The organism is Olsenella sp. AGMB03486, assembly GCF_040884255.1.
GTDB lineage: Bacteria > Actinomycetota > Coriobacteriia > Coriobacteriales > Atopobiaceae > Olsenella_L > Olsenella_L kribbiana.
In genome coordinates this window covers 46,742-61,816 of the sequence record NZ_JBEVTM010000001.1, presented here as the reverse complement: position 1 = coordinate 61,816, position 15,075 = coordinate 46,742, and the positions used below count along the sequence as shown (strand labels likewise).

The 15,075-nt window shown below is 60.7% G+C and carries 10 protein-coding genes and 1 riboswitch; of the genes, 3 read left to right on the top strand and 7 right to left on the bottom strand.

What is annotated here, in order from left to right:
* Nucleotide 1: 1 nt before the first annotated feature.
* Nucleotides 2-2,554 (bottom strand): InlB B-repeat-containing protein, encoded by a 2,553-nt coding sequence (locus ABVS03_RS00245; protein WP_368017536.1) that lies wholly within the window; start codon nucleotides 2,552-2,554, stop codon nucleotides 2-4.
* 109 nt (nucleotides 2,555-2,663) lie between these two features.
* A riboswitch (cobalamin riboswitch) is annotated at nucleotides 2,664-2,861 on the bottom strand.
* A 197-nt stretch (nucleotides 2,862-3,058) separates the two neighbouring features.
* On the opposite strand from ABVS03_RS00245, the gene ABVS03_RS00240 reads away from it, so the two are divergent.
* Nucleotides 3,059-3,538 (top strand): hypothetical protein, encoded by a 480-nt coding sequence (locus ABVS03_RS00240; RefSeq protein ID WP_368017535.1) that lies wholly within the window; start codon nucleotides 3,059-3,061, stop codon nucleotides 3,536-3,538.
* A 63-nt stretch (nucleotides 3,539-3,601) separates the two neighbouring features.
* Here ABVS03_RS00240 and lgt read toward each other — a convergent pair whose 3' ends face one another.
* The 4 genes from lgt to tyrS form a co-directional block, all read right to left on the bottom strand.
* A complete protein-coding gene (gene lgt / locus ABVS03_RS00235) occupies nucleotides 3,602-4,447 on the bottom strand; it encodes a prolipoprotein diacylglyceryl transferase (protein ID WP_368017534.1) in 846 nt (281 codons plus the stop codon).
* An 86-nt stretch (nucleotides 4,448-4,533) separates the two neighbouring features.
* Nucleotides 4,534-4,767 carry a NifU family protein gene (locus ABVS03_RS00230; protein ID WP_330970898.1) on the bottom strand — a complete coding sequence of 78 codons (234 nt, stop codon included), beginning with the start codon at nucleotides 4,765-4,767 and terminating at the stop codon, nucleotides 4,534-4,536.
* A gap of 147 nt (nucleotides 4,768-4,914) precedes the next feature.
* Nucleotides 4,915-7,425, bottom strand: a complete 2,511-nt coding sequence (locus tag ABVS03_RS00225) for a DUF3656 domain-containing protein (protein ID WP_368017533.1) — start codon at nucleotides 7,423-7,425, stop codon at nucleotides 4,915-4,917.
* Nucleotides 7,426-7,429: 4 nt separating this feature from the next.
* The gene (gene tyrS / locus ABVS03_RS00220) at nucleotides 7,430-8,647 is read right to left on the bottom strand and encodes a tyrosine--tRNA ligase (protein WP_368017532.1); all 1,218 of its coding nucleotides are present in this window, start codon (nucleotides 8,645-8,647) and stop codon (nucleotides 7,430-7,432) included.
* A 275-nt stretch (nucleotides 8,648-8,922) separates the two neighbouring features.
* Here tyrS and ABVS03_RS00215 point away from each other — a divergent pair, with 275 nt between their 5' ends.
* Nucleotides 8,923-11,142 carry a transglycosylase domain-containing protein gene (locus ABVS03_RS00215; RefSeq protein ID WP_368017531.1) on the top strand — a complete coding sequence of 740 codons (2,220 nt, stop codon included), beginning with the start codon at nucleotides 8,923-8,925 and terminating at the stop codon, nucleotides 11,140-11,142.
* 110 nt (nucleotides 11,143-11,252) lie between these two features.
* Here ABVS03_RS00215 and ABVS03_RS00210 read toward each other — a convergent pair whose 3' ends face one another.
* Nucleotides 11,253-11,690 (bottom strand): arginine repressor, encoded by a 438-nt coding sequence (locus ABVS03_RS00210; RefSeq protein ID WP_368017530.1) that lies wholly within the window; start codon nucleotides 11,688-11,690, stop codon nucleotides 11,253-11,255.
* A 460-nt stretch (nucleotides 11,691-12,150) separates the two neighbouring features.
* Here ABVS03_RS00210 and ABVS03_RS00205 point away from each other — a divergent pair, with 460 nt between their 5' ends.
* Entirely contained in the window at nucleotides 12,151-13,083 is a 933-nt protein-coding gene (locus ABVS03_RS00205) for a hypothetical protein (protein ID WP_368017529.1), read from the top strand.
* 143 nt (nucleotides 13,084-13,226) lie between these two features.
* Here ABVS03_RS00205 and ABVS03_RS00200 read toward each other — a convergent pair whose 3' ends face one another.
* Nucleotides 13,227-14,951 carry a phospho-sugar mutase gene (locus ABVS03_RS00200; protein WP_368017528.1) on the bottom strand — a complete coding sequence of 575 codons (1,725 nt, stop codon included), beginning with the start codon at nucleotides 14,949-14,951 and terminating at the stop codon, nucleotides 13,227-13,229.
* Between the last annotated feature and the right edge of the window lie 124 nt (nucleotides 14,952-15,075).

Below are 15,075 nucleotides of genomic sequence, written 5' to 3'. Positions count from 1 at the left end.
GCTATCTCTCCTGCTTTCTGCGCCTGAGTGCGAGAAGGATCAGGAAGAGGCCAAGGGCGAGCAGCGCGATGGGCACCGCAATCTTCCATGTGTCCTGCGCAGCACCGGTCATGTCCGCGCTACCGGCTGCGGCCGCGCTGACATCCTCCGGGCTCCCGGAAGAAGAGTCCCTGCTGGCGGACTGCGCCAGGACAGGTGCCGCTTCATCTGTCATAGTGCTCTCGTCAGCTGTCTGGACTGCAGGCACAGAAGACGGAGCTGCCGGCGTGCGCGCAGGGCGCGTCTTAGGGGCAGCTCCGTCTGCATCCGTTCGCGGAGCGGGTGCCGCTGCATTCTTCGTCCATTTGGCATGAAGCGTCAGCGTCGTGCCGCCTTCGCCTATAAAGGAGGCATCGAAGGACTTCATGCATTCCTTGTCGAGATACCAGCCCGCAAATGTGTAGCCATCGCGTGTCGGTTCATCGAGCGAGCCTGCTGCCGTTCCGGCAGCCACCGTCTTGTGCGCCATGCTGCTTCCGCCCTCGGTATCGAAATAGATGGTCCAGATGGCCACATTCTTGAGCGCGAAGAGATAGCCGGAGTCGTTCGTGTAGAAGATGAGGCCCATCTTCGAGGCAATGGGCGATGCGGTGCAGTAGTTCTGGTACGAGCTTTCCGGCGTGAAGATGGTCTGGGCTTCCGACAGGTTGCCATTCCGGTAGCTCGCGAGGAAAAGGCCGCCCGGCGTGCTGTTCGCCGTCACATAGATGGAGAGGCCCGAGCTGCTCTGCGCCACGAGAGGCGTTGCCTGCACGGCACCTGCACCGATCTCGATGGTCTGGGGCACATAGCCCACCTCGCCTACGCGGGCAAGGTCGATGGCAGAAAGGGTGCCAGTATAGGGCCAGCCAGAACCGTTCAGAGAGCCGCCGACGAAGGCGACAGAGCCGGATACGACCGCCGTCGAGGTCGAGCGGTCGGCAAACTTGACGGATGCGGTCTCGGCAATGGTGCCGTTCTGGACGCTCAGAACATGGAGCACGCCATCTGTCGTCACGGCAAGATACTCCGTATCAGACACCTTCGTGATGCTCGCGTGGCTGGCGTTCCCGAGGTTCACAGACGCAATCTCGGATCCATCCGTGCCGCTCAGGAGGTAGGCGTAGCCCTTCTCGTCTGCAATGATGATGTCCTTGCCATGAGAAGCGGCACCTGCCCAGTAGTATTCGTCGTTCTCCGTCGTGACCTGCCAGCTCGAGCCGTCCGCGAGGGATGCCGAGACGATGTAGCCCGTGCCATCGAGCGGGTTCATCCAATCGACGACAGAGAACGCGGCAAAGACGCGGCCGTCTGCCACTGTGAGGGACGAGAGCGTCTGCGTCGCGCCGGAAGCCTCGATGCGCGGCGTCTCCCAGACAAGCTTCAAGGAATCGGTGCCTGAAGCATCGTAGAGCGTGTAAGCCATGAGGCGGCCATCATCGACAGGAACGATCAGAAGGCCTTCTGCATAGACCGGACGGCAGAAGAAGCCTGATTTCGTCGAGATCTTCTTCGTTGCCAGGACTTCGCCTGTCGAGGAATCGATGACCTGGAGCGTGCCGGCAGAGACCATATAGAGCTTTCCATCCACGAGCACCGGGTCGGAGGCACCCATGCCGATCTGTACAGGATTCCAGGCAAGGGCCGTGCCTGCAGCCGTGGTCGGCGTCTCAGCCGTGACGGCACCTCCCCGCATGCCCTGATTGAAGCCTGCCCACTCGGCCGTTCCCTCCGTGCGCGTGGCTGAAGCATCAGACACTTCGAGGCTCGGGTCGCTCACGACCTTTGCATCCGCAAGAGACGCACCATATGCAGAGTAGTACCAGACGATCTCGGAACCCTCTGCGAGCGTTACCTGGGACATGCCAAGAGCGGATGGCGTACCATCCACGAAGAGCTGCCAATACTTCTTTGTCGCCTTATCAGAGCCATAGGCTTTTCCATCGATAGGCGACGTGATCGTATCCAGGTAGGCACCCCAGGCAGAGGGCTCGATGTCTGCCGTGAGTGTGCCGGCAAATGCCTGCTGTGTGAGGTCCTGAGCAGTCTTTCCGGACGCTATCTTCACCGTCTTCTCGGCAAGCCAGTCGCTGACGTTGCCCGCTGCATCGGGACCGATCACGCGAATCCTGACGGAGATCTCGGCCACATCTGCCCCGGCATCTGCTGCAGGTTCCGTGGTCGTGCCAGAAGCTGCGGCTGAAGCCTGCGTCTTCTGTTCTGAGGAGGCATCGGCATTCTTTCCGGAAGCTGGGCTCTCGTCTGTCGTGACAGACACCTCTGTCGCAGAAGAGATTCCGTTCTCCTTGCTGTCCCCATCCTTTGCCGAAAGAGAGGAGGCCTGCGACGCCGCAGTGCCCGAGCCGGCCACATAAGCTTCCTGTGCGGGTGCAGCCTGGGCAGTCTCCTGCAGGTTTCCGCCCACCCCGTCCGCAGCGAACGCCGGCTTTGGCAGCTGGCACCAGGCAAGCGAGAGGCTGAGCACGAATGCCAGCACGCGCCGTGCATATCCTGGATTTTCTGGCCGATGCTTCATCAAGCCCCTTCCTTTCCTCCTGGAAGGAAAGAGCCAGATGCCATGATTGCGGCAGGGAGCACCTGCTGCCTTGGCTGTTCCGGCCGGCCTCCCCCTTGCCCAGGATGCTTCGGTCCTTTGGATGGGAGGCAGGTCTCCTGGCTTGGGGGCTGGCAATGCCTTCCTGGACCCCTTCTCAGGCCGAAGCCCAATGGGATATGCGTCCAGGCATTCCCCTATACAGTAGTGGCGGCTGTCCCGGATTCTGACCGGGTTCCCTTTTAATCGCAGCACGCAGGCGCTGCAAACCGCCCCATCCGACAGTGTCTGTATGTACGGCAGCTTCTGCTGCCTTTTCATCTCAGTCTAGCAAGCATCTGCCTGAAAGTGGGTGGAAAAGGCAACACTGCCCGGATGCAGGGCATCCTGCCGTTCCAGCCGTGCCGTCTGCACATAAGGCGGGGGCCATTCCGTCGCTGAGCTGCTAGGCTCAAAGCAAGGCAATGCCGTCTGAGGAGGCACCCCATGCTCTATGTCGGAAACTTCAGCTACAACGACGAGCTCGACGCTGCACACAACTACTGCCTCATGCCCTGCATCGTGAAGGCAGCCGACGCCGATGAAGCGCTCGAGAAGTTCGCGAACCATTTCGAGGACATCCGCCAGAATTCGGACCTGCTCGAAGGAGCGAAGGAGATCTATCTCGACTCCCTCATTGAGCTTGCAGAGGAGCCGGAAGAACCGCTCGTCACGCAGTGGCAGAAGATCGTGCCGACGCGCGAAGGGCTCTGCTCGCTCGTGAGCGCAACGCCGCTCGCAGAAGGCGACGAGGCCATCTCCTACGAGATGGAACGCGAGCCTGAGGATGAAGAAGCGCCCGACGATGCGGACGAGGAGGATACGGAGAACACGGCGCTCGAGGATGCACGCGAGATCTTCGGCTTCACGGGCGACGATATCGAGCTCGAAGGCTACGACGAGCAGCCGTTCATCATCTTCGAATAGAGCCGGATATCATCGATATGAAGAAGGGCCAGGCATCGTGCCTGGCCCTTTCTGCTCACAATCCTATTTCGTGTGCGCGGGAGTGTGCTTCTTGAGATATCCGACCTGCGGCAGCTGGTACTTGTGGGCAAAGGCAAGGATAACGAGGCCGATGATGAAGATCGGGATCGAGAGGCACTGCCCCATCGTGAGCCAGTTCGTGCCGAGGAGATAGCCGAGCTGTGCATCCGGAAGACGCACGAACTCAATCAGGAAGCGGAAGACGCCGTAAAGCGTGAGGAACGTGCCGATGAACGTGCCCTGGGGGCGGGGCGGCTTCTTCCTCGAGAGCGCAAAGAGGACGACGAAGATCACAAGTCCTTCGAGGATGGCTTCATAGAGCTGCGACGGGTGCCTGTAGACGTTGCCGCCCGTCTCGAACATGACGCCCCAGGGAAGATCGGTCGGCTTGCCCCAGAGCTCGCCGTTCACGAAGTTCGCGCAGCGGCCGAAGAAGAGGCCCAGAGGCGCGCCGCAGACAGCCATGTCTGCAACCGAGAGTGTCGAGATATGGAGATGGCGGCAGACGAGCCAGCCACCGACAATGGCGCCGCAGAGCCCGCCATGGAAGCTCATGCCGCCCTCATTGAAGGCCAGGATCGAGGCAGGATGCGCAAGATAGTAGCCAGCCCCATAGAACAGGATATAGAAGAGGCGGGCACCGATGATGACACCGAAGGCGACGCCGATCACGATCGAGAGCAGGTCGTCTTCCACGATATCGAGCTCCCAGCGCCTGTTCAGGCTCCTGATCACGAGATAGGCGCAGATGAACCCTGCGAGATACGCGATGCCATACCACCTGATGGCAATAGGGCCGATCTGGATGGCTATCGGATTCAGATGCTGATAGATCTCATTGAGCCACATGGGCGCTCCTCGGTGCTTTCTGCCTTACAAGAAGCAGCAGCCGAAGGGACGCTCCGGCTGCTGCTCTCACTTCTTCTATCGAAATCCTACATCATCGACTGCACGCGGGTCACGCCCGGGACGTGCTCCTTCAGGATGCGCTCGATGCCCATCGACATGTCGTAGCTCGAGAGCGGGCAGCCTGCGCATGCGCCCTGCATCTCGAGGGAGACAACGCCGTCGTCGTCCACATCGACAAGCTCCACGTCGCCGCCATCTGCCTGAAGGCTCTGACGGATCACGTCGATCGTCGCAGCCAGAAGTTCCTTGTCTACAGCCATAATCCTAAGCTTCCTTTCACCACGGCTCGTCGCCGCTGGGGACCCTCTCCCCTGTCGGTTTTTCGCTGGACTGATAATACCCCTATTGAACTAGCAATTGCACGTCTTCGGAAGAGTGTCACAAAATGCTACCCTTCCGAGGGTATATCAGCCGATTCCGACGAAGAGATGGCCAGACGTCGCACCCTGGATGCGCGGAGCTGCCTTCCTGCCCTCGCGTCCTGCCGCCACGGCACGCTTCACGCGCTCGACCGCAAACGACACTTCCTGCGGGGTCAGAAGCGTCCCATCTGCCATGAAGCGGGTGACGCCTGCTGCCATGAGATCGGGAATCTGCGGCGTTGCGTCGAGCGGATGCGACGCATAGAGATGGCTTCTGCCCTCGAGGTCCGTACGCACCGGCAGAAGCGCTCCGTCGATATCGCGCAGCGAGAAGCGGCGCTGGCGGAGCTGGCACTTCGCGCAGTTATGGATGCACTTCCCCGCTGCCTGGAGGATGCAGTGCTCGCTTGTCATCGCCCTCGTCCTGCCATAGACGGAAAGACCCAGAGGGACCGAGGCCGTCTCCGCAAGCGCCACAACCTCTTCGAGCGTGAGCTCGGGCGAGAGCCAGACGCCTTCTGCCCCTGCCTCTTCGAGCGCGACAAGCGCCGACTCGTTGTGGACCGGTATGAGCTGGCAGATCTCAGGAAGAGCCCCGCGCTCATGTGCCAGCACGAGCTCGCTCATGTTGCCGCAGGCGACACGCCTGCCCGGCACGACAAAGGGATCGAGCCTCTCATGGTCGATCTCGCGGCACACCTCATCGAGGAGCGGCACCGTGCTCTCAGGCCAGGTGCCCTGGGAGAGCGCATCAGGCGCTGCATAGACGATGTCGGCGCCAGCAGAAAGTGCAGCCTCCGCTGCCTCAGGCGTCGTCACAAGCGCCGATATTTCAGGCTCTGGCGCCTTCCAGGAAAGCGGGTCCTGGATTCCGGCGGACTTCCTGACCTCGCGGAGCGTGTCCTTGATCCTCCACGCAGGAGGAACAGGAGCTGTCTTCTCTTCACGCTCGATGTAGGGAGCAAGGATCTTCTCTTCAAGGAGATGGCAGGCGTCCTGCCGTACCGCATGCACGGCAGAGAAGCCCATGCCGCAGTCGTCATCGATCTCGCAGGTCCAGGAGGTGGGCTCGAAAGGCGTCTGCCCCATGCGCAGGACATGCGACTTCAGGTCCTCTTCCGTGACTGCCTTCGTGCGTGCCGGCTCGACCGTGAAGCCTTCAGCGGTGGCAGAGATGCCATCTTCGGTCTCGATCGTGACCGTGAAGGGCTCGCCGATCCTGGCCTTCGCAGAGACGCTCACCGGACGCTTGCGTGCGCATTCGAGGTGCGCTGCCCGCTGGGCCTCTTCCATGGCCTGCTTCGAGCGGATGACACGCACGGCAGAGCCCGTCTCCATGGGGCGGGTCGTCCTGACCGTGATGCGCTCCTGCGCTTCCGCGTCATGCTCGGCCGTCGCTGTCAGGAACTGCGAGGGATCCGTGAGCGGACGGATCTCGAGGAGGTCTCCCTCGAAGACCGGTTCGGCCAGGGCGATCTCGGTCTCCGCCTGGGTGACGTGGCGGTTGCGGCGCCTGCCGCCATTCCCGCCCCCACGGCGCACGAGCGTATCCTCAAGGCGCCTCGACGAGACAACCTCGCCGACAAGCTCGCCACGGTTGTTCGACCGCTCGTAGCTCATCATCTCGTTGCCGGACTCGCCCCGAAGATAGGCATCGGTAAAGCCCCTGTTGAAGGAGCGCAGGAGCCTCCGCATGCGGGCATGCTCGGTCTCGGCCGAAGGCTTCACGCCGGCATACACATCGTCGAGCTCGGCCCTATAGGAAGAGATGACGGAATAGACATAGTCGGGAGCCTTCATGCGGCCCTCGACCTTGAGCGATCCGACTCCTGCCTCCATGAGGGAGGACAGGTCGGAGATCGTGCAGTAGTCCTTCGGGCAGAGCGCGCGGTCGGCACCCTTCATCTGCGAGACCGTGCCATCCTCGTCGACGAGGTCATAGGGCAGGCGGCACGGCTGTGCGCACATGCCGCGGTTGGCAGACCTGCCGCCTGAGAGGCTCGAGAGCATGCAGACGCCCGAGTAGCAGAAGCAGAGCGCGCCATGGCCGAAGGCCTCGATCTCGACGCCTTCGTCTGCGATGCGGGAAAGCTCAGGCAAGGAGAGCTCGCGCGAGATCGTGACGCGGGCAATGCCCAGTTCGCGGATCCAGGCGACCGCACGCGCATCATGGATGTTTGCCTGCGTCGAGACATGGACCTCGATCTCAGGCCAGATGCGCCTGACCTCTGCCATGAGGCCCCAGTCCTGGATGATGAAGGCATCGGCGCCAAGGCACCAGGCACGCCTGATCACGGAGAGCACCTTCGGCATCTCAGCTGTGCGGATCACGATGTTCACGGTCACATAGACGCGGACGCCGGCAAGATGCGCTGCCTTGCAGGCAGCGGCAAAGCTCTCGTCGTCGAAGTTCGTCGCATTGCGGCGGGCATTGAAGTCATTTCCGAAGCCGCAGTAGATGGCATCGGCACCCGCAGCCAGGGCTGCCGCAAACGGCTCGGGGCCGCCTGCGGGAGCCAGAAGCTCGAGGGAGCGCTTGTTGTTCCTGTTCTGCATGTGCCTACGCAAGCCTCGCCCAGCGCTTCTTGCCAGACTGCAGGACGCAGGGCTGAGAGAAGAGTGCAGGATCGACGTTGTAGCTCTTGGGAGCGACGGGCTTGCCATCGATCTTGACGGAGCCGCCGTCGATGAGGCGACGTGCCTCGCCCGTGGACTTCGCGATGTTCACATCGACGAGGAGCTTTGCAAGATAGACCTTGCCCTCGTCGTTCACGGAAGCCAGGGAAAGCGGGAACTCCGGGATGTCTTCAGGCACCTCATTTCTCTTGAACTGGGCATCGAAGGCGGCCTCTGCCGCCTTGCCTGCGCCCTCGCCGTGATAGAGGTCGCAGATGTTTCTGGCGAGTGCACGCTTCATCTGGTACGGGTCTGCCGTGCCGTCCTTGAAGGCCTCGTCGATCTTGTCGACCTCGGAGACCGGCAGCGTGGAGCAGAGACGGAAGTACATCGGCACAAGCTCGTCCTTGATGGACATGAGCTTGCCGTACATATCGTCTGCCTCGTCCGTGAGGCCCACGTAGTTGCCATAGGACTTCGACATCTTCTTCGTGCCGTCAAGACCCACGAGAAGCGGCATCGTGAGGGCGACCTGCGGCTCCATGCCCATGTCGCGCATGAGGTCACGGCCGGCGAGCAGGTTGAAGATCTGGTCGTTTCCGCCCATCTCGAGGTCCGCCTTCACCATCACGGAATCGTAGGCCTGAAGGACCGGGTAGATGAACTCATGCAGGGCGATGGACTGGCCATTCGTGTAGCGGTTGTGGAAGTCCTCGCGCTCAAGGATGCGGGCGACATTGAACTTGCTCATGAGGCCAAGCATCGTGCCGAGGTTCATCGGCTTGATCCAGTCGCCGTTGTGCACGATCTCCGTCTTGTCGGGGTCCAGAATCTTCATGGCCTGCTCGACGTAGGTCTGGGCATTGGCCTCGACCTGCTCCTCCGTGAGAGGAGGACGGGTGGAGTCGCGGCCGGAGGGGTCGCCGATGAGGGCCGTGCCATTGCCGATGATGAGGGTCACGTGGTGTCCGAGGTCCTGGAACTGGCGCATCTTGCGCAGCGGCACCGCATGTCCGAGGTGCAGGTCCGGGCTCGTCGGGTCGACGCCGAGCTTGATGTTCAGGGGCACACCACGCTCGAGCTTCTTCTTGAGCTCGTCCATCGGCACGATCTGCATCGTGCCGGACGTGATGACCTTGAGCTGTTCGTCTACAGGCAGCATATGTTCTCCTTCTCGAGGCGCGAGCCGAAAGGCCGCATCGCCGCATTTCAGTCAAATAGCTAGTGTAACGCAGATAGATAGCGAGCGGCACCGCAACCCCCCGCTTCCACACGAGCGAACAGAACATCTTCGAGCAGCCTTTCAGCTGCTTGCGCTATAAATCCTCATCTTCCAGAAAAGCATTGATTGCATGGAGCGGCTTGCCAAGTCTTTTCATTCTGGCGGGAGTGGCTCCCCTGACTCTATAATGTCCGTATCTATGAAAGGGGAAATTCATGGGCATTCGCACCAGACGCGCTCACAAGCATGCCAAGACCCATGCCGTCGCGTTCACGATCGTCGGCATCTTCGGCTTCATAGCGATGCTTGCAATCGCGCTCACCATGTCGGTGAACTCTCTTGTGGACTCGTGGCTCCAGGACCTGCCGGACTATACGTCGGCAGACGCCTACCTGGCAGCAGAGCCGACGGAGGTCTATGACTCGGATGGCAACGTGATAGCAGAGTACTATGTGCAGAACCGCCGCTCCATCACGATCGACCAGGTGTCCCCGTATGTCCTCAAGGGCACGGTCGACACGGAGGACGTCCGCTTCTACCAGCATAACGGCGTCGACCCGCAGGGCATTGTCCGCGCCATCGTCGTGCAGCTCGGCGGCGGCTCCGAGGGCGCTTCCACGATCACGCAGCAGCTCGTGCGCAACACGGTGCTCTCCGACGAGCAGTTCGACTACACGATCAAGCGCAAGGTCCGCGAGGCCTATATCGCCATCCAGATGGAGAAGATGTACACGAAGGACCAGATCCTCATGATGTACCTCAACACCATCAACTACGGGCATGGCGCATACGGCATCCAGGCTGCCTCGATCACGTACTTCAACAAGAATGCTTCCGACCTGACGCTTGCCGAAGCAGCGACGCTCTCCGGCCTCCCGCAGTCGCCTTCCGCCTACGATCCGTTCACGAACCCCGAAGCAGCGACAGAGCGCAGGAACACCGTTCTCGACCGCATGCTCTCTGCAGGCGACATCACGCAGGAAGAGCATGACGAGGCGGTGGCAGAGCCGCTGACGCTCAACGAGGGCACAAGCGTGCTTGATGAGGGCGGCACCTATCCATACTGGACGGACTACATCAAGTCCATCCTGTCCGAGGACTTTGATACCGACACGATCTTCAAGGGCGGCCTCAAGGTCTATACGACGCTCGACTCCGCGATGCAGGAAGCGGCCCAGACGGCTGTCGCGAACCAGCTCAACTCCATCGGCGACTCCAGCCTCGATTCCGCCATGGTCGCAATCGATCCTTCGACCGGCTACATCAAGGCCATGGTCGGCGGCAGCGACTACGACGAGGACCAGTACAATGTCGCCGCCTACGGCCTCAGGCAGCCAGGCTCCTCGTTCAAGACGTTCACGCTCATCACAGCCCTCGAGCAGGGCATGAGCCCGACCGTCATCCTCAACTGCTCGAGCCCGCTTCAGGTCACGTCGACCTGGCGTGTCGAGAACTACTACAACAACAATTACGGCATCATCACGCTTGCCCGCGCTACGGAGCTTTCCTCCAACACCGGCTATGCGCAGGTCGCCCTCGTCGTCGGCGCTGACAACATCGTCTCGACGGCCAAGAAGATGGGCATCGATGCCGACCTGTCCGCTGTTCCTTCGATCACCCTCGGATCTTCGGGCGTGCCTCCTCTGCAGATGGCAGAGGCCTACGCCACGATCGCTTCCGGCGGCATCCACCGCGATCCTGTCGCAATCACGAAGATCGAGGACAGGAACGGCAATACCGTCTACGAGCATGAGGACTCTGGAGAGCAGGTCGTCGACACGAGCGTGACCTACGCCGCAACGCAGGTCCTCGAGGGCGTCGTGAAGAGCGGCACCGCTGCAAGCTCGCTCTCCAAGATCACGATCAACCAGCCGGTTGCTGGCAAGACCGGTACCTCCGAGAACAACCGCGACCTCTGGATGGTCGGCTTCACGCCGCAGCTCTCCGTCGCTGTCTGGACCGGCTACCGCAACGATAACGGCCAGGGCGTCACGGTCCACGGCTCTGCCGGTATCCCAGGCACGACCTCCTGCCCGATCTTCGTGAACTTCCTGAACACCGCGCTTGCAGGCGTGTCGCGCGAAGAATTCCCGGAGGCTGCAGCACCTACCTACAAGGCGAATTCGAGCTGGGCCTTCGTCGGCACCTCTTCGGGCTACAACAGCGGCTCGAGCTCCTCTGCTTCGAGCAGCTCCAGCACGTCCTCAAACAACTCTTCGAGCTCCACATCGACGAACACGACGGCTACGACGAAGACCGAGACTTCCTCGACGGAGACCTCGTCCACCGAGACGAACAGCTCCGCAAGCTCCGGTACCGGCGGCTCTGGCACGGGTGGCAATGGCGGCAATGGCGGAACGGGCACGGAGTCCGGCACGTCGAACACCGGCACCACAGGCGAGAGCACGAACGGATCCACATCAACGAATGGCTAGACCAGAAAGGCCCGCGCAAGCGGGCCTTTCTCCTATCTCTGCCTCTTTTGAGAAGAAGAGCGGGGTGGCAGAAGCCATCCCGCTCTTCCCATATATCTCTGCACTCTTCTCTATTTGTGGGGCGAGCGAAGCTTGTTCAGGATATCTACGAAGCTCTGTGCATCTTCATCTGTCGCAGATATCACGAGCACCGTATCGTTGCCGGCGACCGAGCCAATGGCCTCAGGCAGCTGCGCCGCGTCGATAGCGGCAGCCACACCTGGAGCCGTCCCCGGCTGCGACTTCACGACGACAAGGTTGTGGGCACGCTCGATCTCGGTCACGAACTCTGAGACCATGCGCTGCAGGTGCAGGTCCTCTGCGAGGACATAGATGCCTTCAGGAAGCTTCCTGAGCCCCATATCTGCGATATCTCTTGAAACGGTGGCCTGGGTGCAGGTGAAGCCGGCATTCTGGAGCTCCTGCACGAGAGCACGCTGCGTGCCGATGGACTTGCTGCGAACTATCTCGCGCACAGCATCCTGTCTGTTGCTGCGTCTTTTCACCATGATGCCTCCCACGCTGGCATGTATTCTGCATTTTGCTTACGAGTTATGCAGCGTCGATAACAACTTTCGTAATCATCATACTAGTCTAATGCGCCGCAAGTACCGCAATATCCTCAATGTTCTGAACGGTAGATACGGCTCTACGAATAGACGCTCACAAAAGCGCTGCTGCATATGCATGCAAGGTAGCCTATCATAAGAAATTGTACGAACAGGTACCGGCTCATGGAGACTCGGGCCGGATACGGATATTGGCATAAAGGATCGAAGCATGTCCTCTACACGAGACAGAGATCGTCGCACGCAGGGATCGAGACGCCAAGGCCGTCCCTCAGGCCGCAGCGGCTCACAGCGCGTACAGAGCAGAAGCCTCAACGGGGTCGGCAGCCATGATACCGGCTATACGCTGCATCACCCGAATTATAGCGGGCGGTCTGGCCAGCAGGTCAGGCGTCTGCGCATGCGGGGAAAGAGGAGCCCACGCTCGCTTGCGCTCCTGATTGTCGTTGCCTGCGTCGCGCTCCTTGCAATCTTCGGCATCAGCTCCTGCGTCTCGAGCTGCGTCGCGACACGCAATGCCCAGAAGGAGGAGCAGGAGACAGCCGAGACGAATCCCGTCGACTCCCGCGTCGCCTACGGGGCAGACGACAAGATTTCGCAGGAGCTTTCGAGCGCCCTCGACAATGCAGACAAGCTGAAGGATATCGCGGCAAACGCGACCGCCTACTCCGATGACCGCATCATCGAGCTTGCGCTGCGCGAACCCACGGCCATCGACTTCGTCCAGCAGCTGCCGACCGCCCCGAAGGAGACGAGCGCCTATACCGGCACGGTCGTGAAGGGCACCTATCCAGAGCTCTATGACTGGGATACGAACTGGGCCTTCATGGACTATGGTTCGCTTCCTCTTGGCCTTACCGGCTCTGGCCCTACGAGCCTGGCAATGGCATACATGGGACTCACGGGCAAGAACGACAAGTCCCCTGCCGATATGGCACAGCTTGCAATCAATGGCGGCTATGCGACAGGCGCTTCCGGCACCTCCGCAGACTTCTTCACGTCCGCTGCCTCCTCGCTTGGCCTCAAGGTCACGAAGATCGATGCGACCGAGAACGATATCGCCGAGAACCTTACGGCCAGCACGCCTATCCTCGTGGAGCTCCAGGCGGGTACCGTCGGCGACGAATCCCACTGGGCGCTCCTCGTCTCCTACAACCGCGATACCTCGGTCACGCTCTATGACCCGACCTCGACCTCTGCCTCCGCCCACAGCTGGGATGCCGGCACAATTGCGGACTCCTCGACGACACTCTATGTACTCGAAGCAGCTGACTCGACAGACAGCTCCACGTCTTCGACGACTGCGACGACCACGACTACGTCGAATCAGTAGCAGGCAACAGAGATACCCGCGTACATGGAGGGAGCCATCCGGCTCCCTCCTTTGTTATGTCACGAATTGCATCTGAGGCATAAGAAAGGAGCCGGCCCTGATGTACAGGACCGGCTCCAGCCATGAAGCTTGTCGTGCGAGACTTACTTCAGAATGCTCTCTGCAGCCTCCTGGAGCTTTGCACGAACGGCCTCTGCCTCTTCGCGCGTAGCGCCCTTTGCGAACAGGTAGGCCTTGACCTTCGGCTCTGTGCCGGACGGACGGAAGATGATCTTGTTGTCATCCTCGAGGCGGAACTCGATAACGTTGGCAGCAGGAAGCTTCTGCGCCGGCTCCTTCTGGAGACCGGAGACACGCGGCATCTCTGCGCACTTCTCGTAGTCCGTCATGCCGGTAACCTTGTAGCCAGCGACCTCGGTGAGCGGCTTCTCGCGCAGGCCGCTCATGATCTCTGCCATGCGTGCAGCGCCTGCCTCGCCCGGGAAGGAGGCATTGACAGTGCCGTTCAGGTAGTAGCCATACTTCTTGTAGAGCTCTTCCATTGCCTCATAGAGGTCCATGTTGCGCGCTGCATAGTAGGCTGCCATCTCGACGCACATCTCGACGGCGACGATAGCATCCTTGTCGCGGGCATGGGTGCCGACGAGGTAGCCATAGGACTCCTCGAAGCCCATGAGGAAGCGGTCCTCTTCGCCCTCGTCCTTGAGCTGGTCAATCTGGTCGCCGATGTACTTGAAGCCAGTGAGGACACGGCGCATCTCGAAGCCGTGATCGCGGGCAAGGGCATCAGGCATGACAGAGGAGACGATCGTGGAAACAGCGACCTTGCGCTTCGGATCCTCGCCACGCTCCTCGGCCATCTTGATGAGCCAGTCCATCAGAAGGACGCCCATCTCATTGCCGGTCAGGAGCTTGTACTCGCCGTTGTGCGGAATGGCAGTGCCCATGCGGTCTGCATCCGGATCGGTTGCGACAACAAGGTTCGGCTTGACCTTCTCCGCGAGGTCGAGAGCCAGCTGCAGTGCCTCGCGGAACTCCGGGTTCGGATACTTGCAGGTCGGGAAGTTGCCATCAGGCTGTGCCTGCTCAGGCACGACCGTCACGTTCTCGACGCCGATCTCCTTGAGGATGCGGGTCACGCACTCCATGCCGGTGCCATTGAGCGGCGTGTAGACGACAGAATAGGAAGGATCTGCCTTGAAGCCCGGAATGGAGACCTTCTTGACAGCTGCGATGTAGTTGTCGAGGACCTCCTCAGGCGTCCACTCGATGAGGCCCTGCTTGAGGCCCTCCTCGAAGTCCATCATCTTGACAGCACCAAACATCGGGGTCTTCGCAATGGAAGCAGAAATCTCGTCTGCTGCCTCGTTTGCAATCTGGCCGCCATTGTCGTTGTAGACCTTGTAGCCATTGTACTGGGCAGGGTTGTGCGAAGCGGTCAGGACGATGCCGGCAGAGGTGTGGAGATAGCGGACAGCGAACGACAGCGTCGGCACCGGCTCGATGCGCGGATACACATAGACATGGATGCCGTTGGCAGCAAGGACACCAGCAGCGACCTTCTGGAAATCCTCGCCCTTGAGACGGGAGTCACGGGCGAGCGCGAGCGTCGGGTGATCGTAGTGAGCGTTGAGGTAGTCCGCGACACCCTGCGTTGCCTGTGCGACGACGTAGACGTTCATGCGGTTCGTGCCGACACCGAGCGTGCCACGAAGGCCTGCAGTGCCGAACTCGAGATTGCGGTAGAAGGCATCGTTCAGCTGGTCTTCGTTGCCAGAAGCGATGAGGGACTCAAGCTCCTCCTTGAGATCCGGCTCGGTCACATTCTTGCGCCACAGATCGACTTTAGCCTGTACTTCAGCTTCCATGTACATCCTCCTCGATACCAAAAAGAGCAGAGACGGTCGGAACTTACTGCATTCTGAACCACGCTACTTTTATACCGCTAGTTGCCGTAAAGTTGATAATCAATTCCCCATCTGAGCAGATATG

Excerpts from the sequence above, each read along its gene's own strand:
- ABVS03_RS00240 (WP_368017535.1), top strand. The coding sequence starts at position 3,059 with ATGCTCTATGTCGGAAACTTCAGCTACAACGACGAGCTCGACGCTGCA.
- ABVS03_RS00215 (WP_368017531.1), top strand. The coding sequence starts at position 8,923 with ATGGGCATTCGCACCAGACGCGCTCACAAGCATGCCAAGACCCATGCC.
- ABVS03_RS00230 (WP_330970898.1), bottom strand. The coding sequence starts at position 4,767 with ATGGCTGTAGACAAGGAACTTCTGGCTGCGACGATCGACGTGATCCGT.
- lgt (WP_368017534.1), bottom strand. The coding sequence starts at position 4,447 with ATGTGGCTCAATGAGATCTATCAGCATCTGAATCCGATAGCCATCCAG.
- ABVS03_RS00200 (WP_368017528.1), bottom strand. The coding sequence starts at position 14,951 with ATGGAAGCTGAAGTACAGGCTAAAGTCGATCTGTGGCGCAAGAATGTG.
- ABVS03_RS00210 (WP_368017530.1), bottom strand. The coding sequence starts at position 11,690 with ATGGTGAAAAGACGCAGCAACAGACAGGATGCTGTGCGCGAGATAGTT.
- ABVS03_RS00245 (WP_368017536.1), bottom strand. The coding sequence starts at position 2,554 with ATGAAGCATCGGCCAGAAAATCCAGGATATGCACGGCGCGTGCTGGCA.
- ABVS03_RS00225 (WP_368017533.1), bottom strand. The coding sequence starts at position 7,425 with ATGCAGAACAGGAACAACAAGCGCTCCCTCGAGCTTCTGGCTCCCGCA.
- tyrS (WP_368017532.1), bottom strand. The coding sequence starts at position 8,647 with ATGCTGCCTGTAGACGAACAGCTCAAGGTCATCACGTCCGGCACGATG.
- ABVS03_RS00205 (WP_368017529.1), top strand. The coding sequence starts at position 12,151 with ATGCGGGGAAAGAGGAGCCCACGCTCGCTTGCGCTCCTGATTGTCGTT.